This window comes from Kribbella sp. NPDC048837, assembly GCF_055586945.1.
The window spans coordinates 155,075-169,894 of the sequence record NZ_JBVJHF010000002.1 but is presented as its reverse complement, the minus strand read 5'-3'; the positions used below and the strand labels follow the sequence as shown (position 1 = coordinate 169,894).

The following is a 14,820-nucleotide window of genomic DNA, read 5'->3' as shown; positions in this document are numbered from 1 at the left end:
CTGTCTGCATGACTATTCCCGCCACCGGTATCGGGATGCACCTCTACACGATGCGGGACGTCCTGGCCGAGGACTACCCGGGGACGCTGAAGCGCCTCGCCGGGATCGGCTACCAGACCGTGGGGGTGAGCGGACGGTTCGACCACAGCGCCGAGGAGATCCGCTCCTTCGCGGACGACGCCGGACTGTCGATCGTGCTCGAGCACGTCGGCTACAGCCGGATGACGGACAACTGGTCCGGCGCGCTGGCCGACGTCCACACGCTCGGCGGCCAGTGGATCGTCGTACCGTCGATTCCGTCCGAGCTGCACTCCGTCGAGGGATTCCGTACGGCGGCCGCCGCGTTCACCGAGGCGGGCAAGGCCGCGCGTGACGCCGGGCTGAAGCTGCTGTTCCACAACCACGGGCGCGACTTCGACGAGGTGGACGGGCAGATCCTGTTCGACATCCTGCTGGAGGTGGACCCGGAACTGCTGGGCTTCGAGTTCGACCTGTACTGGGCGGTCGACGGCGGTCAGGACCCGGCGAAGTACTTCCAGGAGCACCCCGGGCGGTTCCCCGCGCTGCACGTGAAGGACATGGCCGAGGACGGCTCGTGGGAGGACGTCGGCGCCGGCAAGCTCGACTTCGCGGCGATGTTCGCGCACGCGTCGGAGGGCGGTGTCGAGCAGTGGCTGGTCGAGCACGACAAGCCGGGCGACGCGTGGGCGTCGGCCGAGCGGAGCTACCGCGGGCTGACCGAACTGCGGTTCTGACAGGGCATTCGAGTCGCCGGGTGTGACGCCTGTGACAAACGCTTAACCGGATCAGATTTCCGTACAGGTGCTCACGCCTGGTGAGATCGGCCTATTCTCGACGCGTGCCCAACGAGCCAACGGTCCGGCTGACGGCCATCCGCCGCCTGTACGAGGTGAGCGCGCGGATGGGTGCCGGGCGGAGCCTGGCCGAGACGCTGCAGGCGGTGGTGGACGGCGTCGTCGACGGGCTCGGCTTCGGCATCGCCCTGCTGAACCTGCGGCACGCGGACGGGAAGTTCGAGGTGATCGCGGTCGCCGGGTCCCCGGAGGCGCGGGAGGCCCTGCTCGGGACGGTCAGCGCGGCGGACATCTTCGACGCCGAGTTCGCCATCGCCGACAAGTGGGGCAAGCTGCGCTTCGTGCCGCACGAGCGCCTCCCGGAGGGCGAGGTGGTCGGCTGGGTGCCCGACGTACCGGTCTCCGATGATCCGGCCGCGTGGCATCCGCTGGACGCGCTGTTCGCGCCGCTGTACTCGCCGGACGGTGAGCTGGTCGGGATGCTGGCGGTCGACCTGCCCGAGGACCAGCGCCGGCCGGGCCCGATCCACCGGGAACTGCTGGAGATCTTCGCCACCCAGGCCGGGCTGGCGATCGACAAGGCCCGGCTGACCGATCAACTGCGGGCCGAGAAGGCGCGGCTGGAAGCCAGCGAGGCCACCTTCCGGATGGTCTTCGAGGGCGCCGGCAACGGAATGGCGACGATCGCCTTCGACGGACCGGACCAGGGCCGGATCCTGCGTGTCAACGACGCGTTCTGCCGGATCACCGGGTACGCCGCCGAGCACCTGGTCGGCACCCGGATGGTGGACTTCCTCCGCGACGAGGAACCCGACCAGACCCGGCACGAGCTCGAACAAGTTGCTGCTGGCAACGGAACGTACCGGTTCGAGCGGATCTTCTCCCAGCCCAGCGGGAACGAGATCTGGCTCGGCGGGACGGCCGCGATCGTCGGGCAGGGCGACGGGCAGCCGCGGATCCTGCTGATCCAGATCGACGACGTGACCGCGCGCAAGGACGCCGAGCGCGAGCTCCGGCACCACGCGGCCCACGACCCGCTCACCGGCCTGCCGAACCGGCGCCTGCTCCAGCACCGGTTCGCCTCGGTCCTCGAGCGCACTCGCGCCTCCGGCCGGCCCGGCGCGTTGCTGTTCTGCGACCTGAACCACTTCAAGCTCGTCAACGACGGGTACGGCCACGAGGCCGGCGACCGCGCCCTCCGCGAGATCGCCGGCCGCCTGACCGCCGGCGTCCGCCACGGCGACACCGTGGCCCGCCTCGGCGGCGACGAGTTCGCCGTCCTCGCCGAAGACATCGCCGGCGACGACCTGGCCGCCCTCATCACCCGCGTCGAAGCCGCCGTCAGCCGCCCCCTCCCGAACATCGCCGTCAAGGTCACCACCAGCATCGGCACCGTCCCCATCACCCCCGACGCCACCGACCTCGACACCCTCCTCCACGAAGCCGACCGAGCCATGTACGCGGTAAAACACCGCCGCCCGTAACTCCACCAAGCTGCAACCGGCCAGCTCCGCACCTCCGCCGAGATCCGTGGCCCGGTCTGCGAGGTTACGAGCCCAGTGCTGTGAGGGCTTCGTCGGTGAGGCGGTAGACGGTCCATTCGTCTTGGGGGGCGGCGCCGAGGGACTTGTAGAAGTCGATGGCGGGCGTGTTCCAGTTGAGGACGGACCATTCGAGGCGTTCGTAGCCGTTGGTGACGCATTCCTGGGCGAGGGCGGTGAGGAGGGCTTTGCCGAGGCCGGTGCCGCGGGTTTCGGGGCGGACGAAGAGGTCTTCGAGGTAGATGCCGTGGACGCCGCGCCAGGTGGAGAAGCTGAGGAACCAGATCGCGCAGCCGGCCACCTCGCCCTCGTGTTCGGCGACGTGGCAGAAGACCGCGGGGGCCGGTCCGAAGAGAGCGGCCTGCAATTGGTCCGCGGTCAGGCGGCACTCCTGCGGCGCGCGCTCGTACTCGGCCAGGCCGTAGACCAGCTCCACGATCGCCGCGACGTCGTCCGGGCGCGCACGTCGTACTCGTTCGTCGGTTTGCATGCACCTATCGTGCCGGTTGCTCTGGCTATCGAGCATTCCCGTTAACTTACCCACCAACTGCGAGACACCCGTCGGCGGAAGGCTGACGGCAGTCCTTCCGCGTGGTCCCCTTCGTCCAGACCCAGGGCGGTCAGCGGCGGGTGAAGAGGCCGAGGGCGTCGTAGGCGATCCAGGAGCCTTGGTCCTTGAAGAGTTCGAGGATGTTGGGTCCGGGGTGGAAGAGCGCCCTCGGCAGTGGTCGTTCGAGGTAGGAGGGTTTCAGGGGGGAGCCCGGATAGGTGCTGTCGGCAATGGTGGAGCCCTTGGTGGCGCCGTTGGCGAAGGTGAGGCGGTCGACCTCGGTGCCGTTGACGGTGAGGAGCGCGGAGGCGGCGAGGCTGGCGTGGCTGTCGATCAGCCAGAGGGCCAGGTCGAGATCCTGCTCCGGTACGGCGGTCAGCTCGAAGCGGAATGTGGCCCGGTGGTTCTTCGAGCCGGCCCACTTGTCCGCGGGACCCGGCAGCAGGTACGACCAGTCCGCCGACGGGGCCGACGTACCGAAGGTGTAGTCGACGTCCGACGGGAAGCGGGCCGGGTAGTCGGCGTACCCCTTCGGCGAGAGGGCGAGCTCGGAGCCCTTGCCGTCGAAGGTCCCGACCGACGCGACCGGGACGCCGGACACCGTGACGGACGTGAGGTTGGCGACGGCAACGGCGTCGGACGGACGCGATCTGTTGCCTGCGGCATCGACTGTGATGATGCGGTAGGACCGGGTGACACCGGTGAAGCCGAGGCCGCGGTGCACGAAGTGCGGGTAGACGGTCTTGCCGATCAGCGTGCTGCCGGCGTACACGGCGTAGTGGTCGACGACGGTCGCCCAGGAGACCGGCTTCCAGTCGAGCGTCACGGTGCCGATCGCGCCGGCGCCGCGCAGGCCGGTGATGGCGGGTGGGCGGTTCGTCACAATGCCTCCAGGCGGGGAGCGTCGACGGGGGAACGGAAGGCGGCGACCACGTGCGGCTCGGCGTTCGCGTCCGCCTGGATGTACGGGAAGGTGACGAACTCCGCGGTCAGCTCGGAGCGGGTCAGGGTCGTGTATACGTATCCACGGCGTGCGTTGTAGAGCTTCACGTACGGGTGCTGCAGCCAGTCCTTCGCATACGTGTCCGTGTCCGTGCCGTCGCCGTTGGATCCGATCGAGGAGCAGACCAGCTCGACGCCGACCGTTCGTGAGTCCGGATCGGCGAAGTCCAGCTTCAGCTCGGAGGCCACGTGCCGGTGTATGTCGCCGGTGAGCATCACCGCGGTCCCGGCCTGGCTCATCGCCTCGATCACCCGGCGCCGGTTGGCCGGGTAGCCGTCCCACTGCTCGGTCCGGTCGTCGGTGACCGCGGTGAGGACGACTCCGCCGGCAACGATGTTCCAGGCCGCGGGCGAGTGCCGGAGTCCGTCGTACAGCCAGGCCTCTTGCTCGGCGCCCAGGATGGTGCGCTGCTCGGACACGCGATCGGCCTCGCTGACCGGCAGCGGGTCGCGGTACTGGCGGGTGTCGAGCAGGTGGACCCGGGCCAGCGAGCCCACGTCGTACCGGCGGTAGAGCTGGCCGTCCGGGCCGTGCGGGAGACTGTTCAGGGCGACCGGCAGGTTCTCGTAGAAGGCGCGGTAGGCGACGGCCCGGCGATGCACGAAGAGCTCCGGCGGGATCCCGTACAGCGAGTTGGCGGCGCCGTAGTTGTTCTGTACCTCGTGGTCGTCCCAGACCACGAACCACGGCGCGGCAGCGTGCGCCGCCTGCAGGTCCGGGTCGGTCTTGAACAGGCTGTACCGCAGGCGGTACTGCTCGAGGGTCTCGATCTCGACACCATGTTCGGGACCGACCGTGACGCCCGCGCGCCAAAGGTTGTCACCGGCAACGATCCCGTACTCGTAGATGTAGTCGCCGAGGAAGAACACCGCGTCCGGCGAGCGGCGGGCGATGTCCTTGTAGGCCGGGAAGTAGCCGTGGTACCAGGCCTGGCAGGAGGCGGTGGCGAAGGTGAACTGCTCGCCGTTCACCGGCAGCGTCTTCGCCCGGCCGACCGGGCTGATCTCCGTGCCGACGCGGAAACGGTAGAAGTACTCGCGGCCCGGCCGGAGCCCGCGCACCTCGGGGTGTACGGCGTGCGCCAGGTCGGGCGTGGCGATCGCGAGCCCACGGCGTACGACGTGATTGAAGAGGCTGTCCTCGGCCACTTCGTACTGCACGGGCACGTGGTCGGCGCGCATCCCGCCATGGCCGTCGGTGGCTAGCGGGGTCGGGGCCAGCCTGGTCCACAGCACGAATCCGTCCGGCCGGGGATCGCCGGACGCGACACCGAGTGCGAAGGCACCGGAAGGGATGGGTCGCGCAGGCGTGGCGTCGGCACTGGCCGGCGCGGCGACGCCGATCGCGACTGAGGCGGCACTCAGGCCGGTCAACTGGAGGAAAGTACGGCGGGAGGGAGGAGGCACGGGCGGACTCCGATCCAGGGGAAGGCTGAAGTGCGTCACATTCTTACGTAAGCAGCGTTCGAAAGGTAACCCCTTGACATGCATTCAGCGCTCACGGTGCTGAGTCTGTGCGGATATTCCTGTTGGAATCCGCGGTCCGGGCGAGGGAGGTTGGAGGCATGGCAGCTGACACGAACAAGACCCGCCGGATCGGTGCCGTCGAGGTGTCCGCGATCGGGCTCGGCGGCATGCCGATGTCGATCGAGGGCCGGCCCGACGAAGCCCGGTCCATCGCGACCATCCACGCCGCGCTCGACGCCGGCATCACGCTGATCGACACCGCCGACGCGTACCACCTGACCGCGACCGACGTCGGTCACAACGAGACCCTGATCGCCAAGGCCCTGGCGTCGTACGGCGGTGACACGTCGAACGTGGTCGTCGCCACCAAGGGCGGCCACCAGCGACCGGGCGACGGCAGCTGGACCGTCGACGGCTCACCGAAGCACCTGTTCGAGGCGGCAGACGCGTCGCTGAAGCGGCTCGGGGTGGAGGCGATCGGGCTGTACCAGTTCCACCGGCCCGACCCGAAGACGCCGTACGAGGACTCGATCGGCGCGATCCGCGACCTGCTCGACGCGGGCAAGATCCAGCAGGCCGGCATCTCGAACGCGAACCCTGCCCAGATCAAGCAGGCCAACGAGATCCTCGGCGGCCGCCTGGTCTCGGTGCAGAACCAGTTCTCCCCCGCGTTCCGCTCCAGCGAGCCGGAGCTGGAGCTCTGCGACGAGCTCGGCATCGCCTTCCTGCCCTGGTCCCCGCTCGGCGGCATCTCCAACGCCGGCGCCCTCGGCAGCAAGCACCCCGCCTTCCACCAACTCGCCGCCGACCTCGGCGTCAGCCCCCAGCGCCTCACCCTCGCCTGGATGCTCGCCAAGTCCCCCCACGTCATCCCCATCCCCGGCTCCAGCCGCCCCGAGACCATCCGCGACTCCTACACCGCGATCGACCTCGAACTCACCCCCGCCCAGGTAGCCACCCTCGACGCCACGGAATAGGTGCCGGCGGGGACGCGTTCCCCGGGCGTGGAAGATATGCGGGCGTTGAGTTATGGGATTGGGCAGCAGTACTTCGAGGAGCGGGATTATCGGGGGGCCATCCGGGCCCTGCGGCCGGTTGTCGAGGAGACGCCGGAGGATGTCGGGACTCGGTTGCTGCTGGCGCGGGCCTACTACCACGCGGCGTTGCTGAAGCCGGCTGAGGAGCAGTTGCTCGAGGTGATCGAGCGGGAGCCGACCGAGTACTACGCGCACCTGATGCTGGCGCGGACCCTCGAGCGGCAGTCGCGGGCGGAGGAGGCCGGGAAGCACCGGCGGATCGCCGCGGCGTTGACCGGTGATGACGAGCATCTGAGACCACACAGTCTGTGACGGACCGGCTGACGGCCCGCGATCCCCTGGGGATCGCGGGCCGTTTGCGGTGGAATGACTCACCGGGGATTGGCGTTCTCCTGATCAGAGTAGTTTAATAGTGAACTATCCAGCTTGAGGAGGACGGATGCAGTTCGGTGTGTTCAGCGTCGGGGATGTGACCGAGGACCCGACGACCGGCACGACCGTGAGCGAGGGCGAGCGGATCAAGGCGATGGTGGCCATCGCGCTGAAGGCCGAAGAGGTCGGGCTGGACGTGTTCGCCCAGGGCGAGCACCACAACCCGCCGTTCGTGCCGTCGTCGCCGACCACGCAGCTCGGGTTCATCGCCGCGAAGACGTCGAAGATCATCCTGTCCACCTCGACGACCCTGATCACCACCAACGACCCGGTGAAGATCGCCGAGGACTACGCGATGCTGCAGCACCTGGCCGACGGCCGGGTCGACCTGATGATGGGCCGCGGCAACACCGGCCCGGTGTACCCGTGGTTCGGTCAGGACATCCGCAACGGCATCGGCCTCGCGATCGAGAACTACGCCCTGCTGCGCCGGCTCTGGCGCGAGGACGTGGTCGACTGGGAAGGCAAGTTCCGGACGCCGCTGCAGGGGTTCACGTCGACCCCGCGGCCGCTCGACGGCGTACCGCCGTTCGTCTGGCACGGCTCGATCCGGTCCCCCGAGATCGCCGAGCAGGCGGCGTACTACGGCGACGGGTTCTTCCACAACAACATCTTCTGGCCGATCTCCCACACCAAGCGGATGATCGAGCTCTACCGGACCCGCTTCGAGCACTACGGGCACGGCGCCGCGGACCAGGCGATCGTCGGTCTCGGCGGTCAGGTCTTCATGCGCAAGAACTCGCAGGACGCCGTCCGGGAGTTCCGGCCGTACTTCGACAACGCGCCGGTGTACGGGCACGGCCCCTCGCTGGAGGACTTCAGCCGGGAGACGCCGTTGACGGTCGGCAGCCCGCAGGAAGTGATCGAGCGGACGCTGTCGTTCCGCGAGGCCTTCGGTGACTACCAGCGACAGCTGTTCTTGATGGACCACGCCGGATTGCCGTTGAAGACCGTGCTCGAGCAGCTGGACATCCTCGGCGAAGAGGTGGTTCCGGTACTGCGCAAGGAGTTCGCGGCCAAGAAGCCGGCGCACGTGCCGGACGCACCGACTCATGCTTCACTGAAGGCCGCCGCCGAGCGGGCGCGCGACCTGGAGACGATCGAGGAGCCGACGGTATGACCGAGCGGGTGATCGCCGTGGTGACGGCCGGGCTGACGACACCGTCGTCGTCCCGGCTGCTCGCCGACCAACTGGCGGCTGCGGTCCAGGACGACCTGTCCGGCCGCGGGATCGCCTCCCGGATCGAGATGATCGAGGTGCGCGACCACGCGCACGACCTGACCAACAACCTGCTCACCGGCTTCCCGTCGGCGTCCTTGCGGACGGTCCTGGACACGGTGACCGCGGCCGATGCGCTGATCGTGGTCAGCCCGACCTTCAGCGCGTCGTACTCCGGGCTCTTCAAGATGTTCTTCGACGTGCTCGACGACCAGGCGCTGGCCGGCAAGCCTGTCCTGCTCGCCGCGACCGGCGGTACCGAGCGCCACTCGCTGGTGCTCGAGTTCGCCCTCCGCCCGCTGTTCGCCTACCTGAAGGCGCTCCCGGTCGCCACGGCCGTGTACGCCGCCTCGACCGACTGGGGCCCGAACGCCGGCAAGCTCCGGACCCGCATCACGCAGGCAGCCACCGACCTGGTCGCCGCGTTGCACCACGAAACCCCCACCCAGACCGACCCCTACGACAACCCCACGCCGTTCGAGGATCTGCTCAACAGCTAGGCGGACCGCTCCTCGATCAGGAGACCGATCCCGTCGAGGATCCTGGTCAGGCCGAACGCCAGGGCGTGGGCGGGGTCGAGGATGGACTGGAAGTGTTCGCCGACCGCGGTGCCGACGCGGCCGGCGACGGGGAAGTGCTGCGCGGTGCCGGACATGACGTGCGTGAGCGTGGGCGAGATCTGACGCCACCACTCCTCGTCGGTGAGGCCGGAGTCGCGCTGGGTGCGGAGTTGTTCCGCGCCGGCGCGGGCCGTGCCCTGGACGTGGGTGAGCACCAGCGTGAGCGCGGAGTCCATCTCGACATCCGTCAGTCCGAGGCCGTCCAGGGGGCGTAGCTCGGCCTCGTACTTCTTGGTGATGTTGGGCCCGAGCGCCGTCCGCATCGTCGGGACCTCGTGGATCCACGGGTGCGCGGTCAGGACGTCCCAGTTGCGGTGCGCGATGAACTCCAGGGCTCCCCGCCAGCCCCCGGGCTGACCGGCCGGCTCGTCGACGTCGGCGTACAGATCGCCGTACACGCGGTCGAACATCAGGTCGGTCAGCTCACCCTTGCCGGGCACGTGGGTGTAGAGCGACATCGTGCCGGCCTTGAGGCGCTCGGCGACCATCCGCATCGACACCGCCTCGAGCCCCTGCGCGTCGGCCAGCTCGATGGCGGCGTCGACGATCGCGCGGACGGTCAGACCGGAGCGGCCGGCCTTCGTGTGACTGCCCCAGAGCAGCGCCAGGCTGCGCGCCGGATCGGGCGCGGCCACCTTCTTTCCAGTCAACGGGAACATTCTCCAGCCGGTCGTCGTTGTCCCGATCGTACACTGAGTCGTACAGTGTACGGTACAGTCTACGACTCAACCGGGTGAGAGGTGGGAAGTGACTACGGAACGTGTGATCGAGGCCGTCGGCGTACGGAAGCACTACAAGGGCGGCACCGAGGGGGCAGGGCTGAACGGATTCGACCTGGAGGTGACGGCCGGGACGGTGACGGGGCTGCTCGGCCCCAACGGCGCCGGCAAGACGACGGCGGTGCGGATCCTGTCCACGCTGCTGGAGCTGGATTCCGGTACGGCGACCATCGCGGGGTACGACGTCCGCCGGCAAGGAGCCGAGGTCCGGCGCCGGATCGGGCTGGTCGGCCAGTACGCCGCGATCGACGAGGTCCTGACCGGCCGGCAGAACCTGGTCATGTTCGGCCGGCTGAACCATCTCGGGCACGCCAAGGCTGTTCGTCGGGCCGACGAGCTGCTCGAGCGGTTCAGCCTGACGGACGCGGCCGGCCAGGCGGTGAGCAAGTACTCCGGCGGGATGCGCCGGCGGCTCGATCTGGCGGCGAGCCTGATCGTCGCGCCACGGGTCCTCTTCGTGGACGAGCCGACGACCGGTCTGGACCCGGCCGGGCGGCTCGAGGTGTGGTCCGCCGTACGGCAACTGGTCGACGGCGGGACGACGGTGCTGCTGACCACGCAGTACCTGGAGGAGGCGGATCAGCTGGCGAACCGGATCTCGATGCTGAAGGCCGGCAAGGTCGTCGCCGAGGGCACTCCGGACGAGCTGAAGACCCAGCTCGGGTCGGACTGGCTGGATCTCGTACTCGCGGATCCCGCCGACGTCGATCGTGTCCGGCGGTTGGCCGAACCCTTGGCGGACGGGGAGATCCGGATCAACGACGTACGGATCAGCGTGCCGGTCAAGGACCGCACCAAGGCCCTGGTGGTGATGGCCAACTCGTTGCATGAGGCAAGGATCGAACCGGAGGACATCACGTTGCGCAGACCGACGCTGGACGAGGTCTTCCTGCACCTGACCGGACCGGAGGTGGCGGCATGACGGGATTCGGCTGGGCGCTGGCGGACAGTTGGACGATCGCGCGGCGGACCCTGGTCCATTGGCGGATGCAGCCGGGGATCGTGATCTTCAACTGGTTCTTCCCGGTGCTGATGCTGCTGATGTTCGGCGCGTTGCTGGGTGGGGCGATGGACTTCCCCGACGGTGAGTCGTACTACGAGTTGCTCGTGCCGGGGATCTTCGCGCTGTCCATGCTGTTCGGGCTGGAGGGCACGATGACCGCGGTCACGACGGATGCCGCGAAGGGCGTCACGGACCGGTTCCGGTCGTTGCCGATGAGCTCGGCGGCGGTCGTGCTGGGGCGGTGCATCGCGGACATGCTGGACTCGGCGGTGACGCTGCTCGTGCTGGTCGCGACCGGGCTCGCGCTCGGCTGGCGGTGGCATGAGGGTCTGCCGTCCGCGCTGGGCGCGTTCGGGTTGCTGTTGCTGCTGCGGTTCGCGCTGCTGTGGGTGGGGATCTTCATCGGGCTGACCGTGAAGAACGCGCAGAGCGTGACGATGGTCCAGGTCCTGGTCTGGCCGATCGGCTTCCTGTCCAGCGCCTTCGTCGCCACCTCGACGATGCCGTCCTGGCTCGGCACCATCGCCCAGTGGAACCCTCTCTCGGCGACCGCCACGGCCTCCCGAGCCCTCTTCGGCAACCCCGACCCCTCCGCCACCGCCACCTGGATCGGCACCCACGCCGAAACAGCCGCCCTCCTCGCCCCGGCCCTCCTGATCGCCGTCTTCCTCCCCCTCTCAGCCCACCGCTTCCGCACCCTGTCGCGGTGAGCCGGACTCCGCCACTCACCAACCACCTCGCCGGTGAGCGTGGAGACGCGCTGCGGCTCGAGGTTGGTGAGTGGCGGGTGTCCGCCTAGGGCATGAGTTGGCCGCCGTTGACTTCGATGATTTGGCCGGTGATGTAGGAGGACATGCGGTCGGAGGCGAGGAAGAGGATGGTGCCTACGCACTCGTGGGGAGTGCCGGTGCGGCCCATCGGGATGGTGCCGACCAGGGCGGCCATCTGCTCGTCGCCGGTGTGCCGGTCGTGGAACGGGGTCTTGATGACACCGGGGGCGATCGCGTTGACCCGGATGCCCTCGGGTGCGAGCTCCTTGGCCAGGCCGCGGGTGAACGTGCTGACCGCGCCCTTGCTGGTCGCGTACACGACCGACCCGCCGCCACCGCCGTTGCGGCCGGCGATCGAGGTGACGTTGACGATCGCGCCGCCGCCCTGCCCACGGAACACCGGCACGATCCGGCGGCTGAGCGCGAACACCGAAGTCAGGTTCACGTCCAGGATCCGGTGGAACTCCTCGTCCGGTACGTCGGCCACCGCGGTCCGCTGGACCAGGTCACCGGCGTTGTTGACGAGGACGTCGATCCGGCCGTGCTGCGCGAGGACCTCGTCGATGAAGGCGTCGGCCGACTTCGGGTCGGCCAGGTCCGCCTGGTGCAGGGACGCCGTACCGCCGGCCGTCTGCACCGCGCCGACGGTGTGCTTCGCGCCCTCCTCGTTGCGGTGGTAGTGCAGCGCCAGCGTCGCCCCGGTCTCCGCGAACCCGACCGCCGCCGCGGCCCCGATCCCGCTGCTGGCCCCGGTCACCACGACAACCTGATCCCTGAAATCCAGATATCCCATGGGCCCTATCCTCTCCTGCCCGCAGCGGAGATAACGCGCCGTGGGCGGGTCCGCCGAGGCTGACCGAGCGGTAGATTCGATGGATGGGATACGCGCTCGGGCAGCTGGGGCTGCGGCGGTGGCGGACGGCGGATGCGTTGCGGCTCGCGGCGGCGCACCAGGATCCCGAGATGCGCACACAAGGCGGGATCGTGGACCGGGCGTCCGCGGTGGACTGGATCGGCCGCGTCGCCGACCTGGACAACGGGCATGTGTACGCCGTCGCGGACGCCGACGACCACCCGATCGGGTGCGTGGCCGTGACGAACATCGACCGGCACCAGGTGGGCTGGACCTGGTACTGGACGCTCGCCGACGTCCGTGGGCACGGCGTCGCCCGGGACGCCCTCCGCGCCCTGGCCGGCTGGGCCCACCACGAGGCCGGCCTCTACCGGCTCGAGCTCGGGCATCGGCTCAACAACCCCGCGTCCTGCGCGGTGGCTGCCGGTGCGGGCTTCCTGTCCGAGGGCCTCGAACGCCAGCGCCTCGCGTACGACGGCACCCGGTACGACGTCGAGCGCCACGCCCGCCTGCTCACCGACCCGCTCACCCCACCGCAGCGCCCGGTGACGATCTCCAGCTGAGTCAGAGCGTCAGCTTCGGGTGGCGGTTGACGTCCTTGTACAACAGGTAGCGGAAACGGCCGGGCCCACCGGCGTAGCAGGCCTGCGGGCAGAAGGACCGGAGCCACATGAAGTCGCCCTCCTGGACCTCGACCCAGTCCTTGTTGAGGAGGTAGACGGCCTTGCCTTCGAGGACGTACAGGCCGTGTTCCATCACGTGCGTCTCGGGGAACGGGATCACGCCGCCCGGCTCGAAGCTGACGATGTTGACGTGCATGTCGTGCCGGACATCGTCCGGGTCGACGAACCGCTGGGTCTTCCAGCGGCCCTCGGTGCCCGGCATCTCGCGGCCCTCGACGTCGACCTCGTTGGTGACGAAGGCCGGTGGTACGTCGATACCCTCGATCCGCTCGTACGCCTTCCGGACCAGGTGGAAGGTGGCGACGGCGTCGCTGGTGTTCCGTACCGTCCAGTCACCACCGGGCGGCAGGAACGCGTACCCACCCGGTGCGAGCGCGTGCTTCTCGCCGGCGACCGTGAGTACCAAGTTGCCTTGGACAACGAACAGGACGGCCTCGGCGGCCGGGTCGGTCTCCGGCTTGTCGCTGCCGCCGCCCGGCGCGACCTCGACGATGTACTGCGAGAACGTCTCGGCGAACCCGGACAACGGCCGGGCGATCACCCACAGCCGGGTGTCCTCCCAGAACGGCAGCCGGCTGGTGACGATGTCGCGCATCGTGCCGCGCGGGAGGACGGCGTACGCCTCGGTGAAGACCGCGCGGTCGGTGGTGAGGTCGGTCTGCGCGGGCAGTCCACCCTTCGGGGCGTAGTAGCTCATCCTTGTCCTCCTCGGGTCAGCAAGCGGCCACGCGGGCCGGCTTCGCTGTCGACGCGCTCGCCGCGCAGCCAGGTGCTGCGGACGACACCGGCGAGGGTGCGTCCGTCGTACGGCGTGATCGCGTTCTTGTGCTGCAGGGTCTTCGCGTCGACGACGAACGTGTCGTCGGGGGCGAGGACACAGAAATCGGCGTCGTTGCCGACGTCGATCCGGCCCTTGGTGCGCAGTCCGGTCTGTGCTGCCGGGGCGGCGGACATCCAGCGGGCGACATCGGTCAGGGTGAAGCCGCGGCGGCGGGCCTCGGTCCACACCGCCGGCAGGCCGAGTTGCAGTGAGGCGATCCCGCCCCAGGCGGTGCCGAAGTCGCCGGTGTCCAGGTTCTTGAGGTCGATCGTCGACGGTGAGTGGTCGGAGACGACCAGGTCGATCGTGCCGTCCTTCAGCCCGGCCCAGAGGTGGTCGCGGTTGGCGGCCTCGCGGATCGGCGGACAGCACTTGTACTGCGTGGCGCCGTCGGGGATCTCCTCCGCGGTGAAGGTCAGGTAGTGCGGGCAGGTCTCGGCCGTGATCCGTACGCCGGTGTCGCGGGCTTCGGCGATGAGCGGGAGGACGTCGGCGCTGGAGACGTGCAGGATGTGGACGCGGCAGCCGGTCGCGCGGGCAAGATCGATGACGTTGGCAACGGCTTCGTTCTCCGCCGCGCGCGGGCGGGAGCGCAGGAAGTCGAGGTAGCTCGTGCCGTTCGCCGGTGGGGCGTCGTCGATCCGGTGGGCGTCCTCGGCGTGCACGATCAGCAAGCCGTCGAACGTGCTGATCTCGCGCATCGCGGCCTCGACCTGCGCCGGGTCCAGCGGCGGGAACTCGTCGACGCCCGAGTGCAGCAGGAAGCATTTGAAGCCGAACACGCCGGCCTCGTGGAGTGGGCGGAGGTCCGGGACGTTGCCCGGGATCGCGCCGCCCCAGAAGCCGGTGTCGACGTACGCCTGGGTCTGGGCGGTCTTGCGCTTGAGGTCGAGCGCCGGGACGTCGCAGGTCGGCGGGATGCTGTTGAGCGGCATGTCGACGATCGTGGTGACGCCGCCGGCCGCGGCGGCCTTGGTCGCGCTGGTGAAGCCTTCCCACTCGGTCCGGCCGGGGTCGTTGACGTGGACGTGGGAGTCGACCAGGCCCGGGAGCAGTACTTCGTCCTCGGCCAGCCGGACGTCCGCGGCGGCGTCGAGGTCGGCGTCGTACGGCGCGATCGCGACGATCCGCCCGTCCCGGACGCCGACGGCAGCCGCCGTCTCACCCGCCGCCCGCACCACCCGGCGAGCCTTGATCACGAGGTCCAGCAAGCTCATCCACGTCCTCGC

16 protein-coding genes are annotated in these 14,820 nt (G+C 69.3%); 9 read left to right on the top strand and 7 right to left on the bottom strand.

Annotated elements, in window-relative coordinates; translation table 11 throughout:
- The first annotated feature begins 8 nt into the window (after positions 1–8).
- Entirely contained in the window at positions 9–755 is a 747-nt protein-coding gene (locus tag ACZ6O0_RS08790; RefSeq protein ID WP_465764253.1) for a sugar phosphate isomerase/epimerase family protein, read from the top strand.
- Positions 756–859: 104 nt separating this feature from the next.
- On the top strand, positions 860–2,299 hold the full coding sequence (locus ACZ6O0_RS08785; protein WP_465764252.1) for a sensor domain-containing protein: 1,440 nt from the start codon (positions 860–862) through the stop codon (positions 2,297–2,299).
- 64 nt (positions 2,300–2,363) lie between these two features.
- On the opposite strand, the gene ACZ6O0_RS08780 is transcribed toward ACZ6O0_RS08785, so the two are convergent.
- The 3 genes from ACZ6O0_RS08780 to ACZ6O0_RS08770 all read right to left on the bottom strand — a co-directional run bounded on the left by ACZ6O0_RS08780 (position 2,364) and on the right by ACZ6O0_RS08770 (position 5,282).
- Positions 2,364–2,846 (bottom strand): GNAT family N-acetyltransferase, encoded by a 483-nt coding sequence (locus tag ACZ6O0_RS08780; protein ID WP_465764251.1) that lies wholly within the window; start codon positions 2,844–2,846, stop codon positions 2,364–2,366.
- 130 nt (positions 2,847–2,976) lie between these two features.
- Positions 2,977–3,789 carry a polysaccharide lyase family protein gene (locus ACZ6O0_RS08775; RefSeq protein ID WP_465764250.1) on the bottom strand — a complete coding sequence of 271 codons (813 nt, stop codon included), beginning with the start codon at positions 3,787–3,789 and terminating at the stop codon, positions 2,977–2,979.
- The gene (locus tag ACZ6O0_RS08770) at positions 3,786–5,282 is read right to left on the bottom strand and encodes an alkaline phosphatase D family protein (RefSeq protein WP_465764249.1); all 1,497 of its coding nucleotides are present in this window, start codon (positions 5,280–5,282) and stop codon (positions 3,786–3,788) included. The genes ACZ6O0_RS08775 and ACZ6O0_RS08770 overlap by 4 nt, the downstream gene beginning before the upstream one ends.
- 191 nt (positions 5,283–5,473) lie before the next feature.
- Here ACZ6O0_RS08770 and ACZ6O0_RS08765 point away from each other — a divergent pair, with 191 nt between their 5' ends.
- The 4 genes from ACZ6O0_RS08765 (at position 5,474) to ACZ6O0_RS08750 (ending at position 8,563) form a co-directional block, all read left to right on the top strand.
- Entirely contained in the window at positions 5,474–6,352 is an 879-nt protein-coding gene (locus ACZ6O0_RS08765) for an aldo/keto reductase (RefSeq protein ID WP_465764248.1), read from the top strand.
- A 45-nt stretch (positions 6,353–6,397) separates the two neighbouring features.
- A complete protein-coding gene (locus tag ACZ6O0_RS08760; RefSeq protein ID WP_465764247.1) occupies positions 6,398–6,724 on the top strand; it encodes a tetratricopeptide repeat protein in 327 nt (108 codons plus the stop codon).
- A gap of 127 nt (positions 6,725–6,851) precedes the next feature.
- Positions 6,852–7,964: an LLM class flavin-dependent oxidoreductase gene (locus tag ACZ6O0_RS08755; protein ID WP_465764246.1), complete on the top strand. Its 1,113-nt coding sequence runs from the start codon at positions 6,852–6,854 to the stop codon at positions 7,962–7,964.
- Complete coding sequence (locus tag ACZ6O0_RS08750; protein WP_465764245.1) at positions 7,961–8,563, top strand: FMN reductase; 603 nt, start codon at positions 7,961–7,963, stop codon at positions 8,561–8,563. Before ACZ6O0_RS08755 ends, ACZ6O0_RS08750 begins: the two co-directional genes overlap by 4 nt.
- Here ACZ6O0_RS08750 and ACZ6O0_RS08745 read toward each other — a convergent pair.
- Positions 8,560–9,333, bottom strand: coding sequence for a TetR/AcrR family transcriptional regulator (locus ACZ6O0_RS08745; protein WP_465764244.1), 774 nt, complete (start codon positions 9,331–9,333; stop codon positions 8,560–8,562). The two genes, ACZ6O0_RS08750 and ACZ6O0_RS08745, sit on opposite strands and share 4 nt — an antisense overlap.
- 97 nt (positions 9,334–9,430) lie before the next feature.
- On the opposite strand from ACZ6O0_RS08745, the gene ACZ6O0_RS08740 reads away from it, so the two are divergent.
- Both ACZ6O0_RS08740 and ACZ6O0_RS08735 read left to right on the top strand, forming a co-directional pair.
- Positions 9,431–10,384, top strand: a complete 954-nt coding sequence (locus ACZ6O0_RS08740; protein WP_465764243.1) for an ATP-binding cassette domain-containing protein — start codon at positions 9,431–9,433, stop codon at positions 10,382–10,384.
- The gene (locus ACZ6O0_RS08735) at positions 10,381–11,175 is read left to right on the top strand and encodes an ABC transporter permease (RefSeq protein WP_465764242.1); all 795 of its coding nucleotides are present in this window, start codon (positions 10,381–10,383) and stop codon (positions 11,173–11,175) included. The genes ACZ6O0_RS08740 and ACZ6O0_RS08735 overlap by 4 nt, the downstream gene beginning before the upstream one ends.
- 85 nt (positions 11,176–11,260) lie before the next feature.
- On the opposite strand, the gene ACZ6O0_RS08730 is transcribed toward ACZ6O0_RS08735, so the two are convergent.
- Positions 11,261–12,028, bottom strand: a complete 768-nt coding sequence (locus ACZ6O0_RS08730; RefSeq protein ID WP_465764241.1) for an SDR family NAD(P)-dependent oxidoreductase — start codon at positions 12,026–12,028, stop codon at positions 11,261–11,263.
- Between the two features lie 83 nt (positions 12,029–12,111).
- Here ACZ6O0_RS08730 and ACZ6O0_RS08725 point away from each other — a divergent pair, with 83 nt between their 5' ends.
- Complete coding sequence (locus ACZ6O0_RS08725) at positions 12,112–12,651, top strand: GNAT family N-acetyltransferase (protein ID WP_465764240.1); 540 nt, start codon at positions 12,112–12,114, stop codon at positions 12,649–12,651.
- Between the two features lies 1 nt (position 12,652).
- Here the strand turns inward: ACZ6O0_RS08725 and ACZ6O0_RS08720 are convergent, their stop codons facing one another.
- A complete protein-coding gene (locus ACZ6O0_RS08720) occupies positions 12,653–13,468 on the bottom strand; it encodes a bifunctional allantoicase/(S)-ureidoglycine aminohydrolase (protein ID WP_465764239.1) in 816 nt (271 codons plus the stop codon).
- Positions 13,465–14,808: an allantoinase AllB gene (gene allB / locus ACZ6O0_RS08715; protein ID WP_465764238.1), complete on the bottom strand. Its 1,344-nt coding sequence runs from the start codon at positions 14,806–14,808 to the stop codon at positions 13,465–13,467. Before allB ends, ACZ6O0_RS08720 begins: the two co-directional genes overlap by 4 nt.
- Positions 14,809–14,820 lie beyond the last annotated feature (12 nt).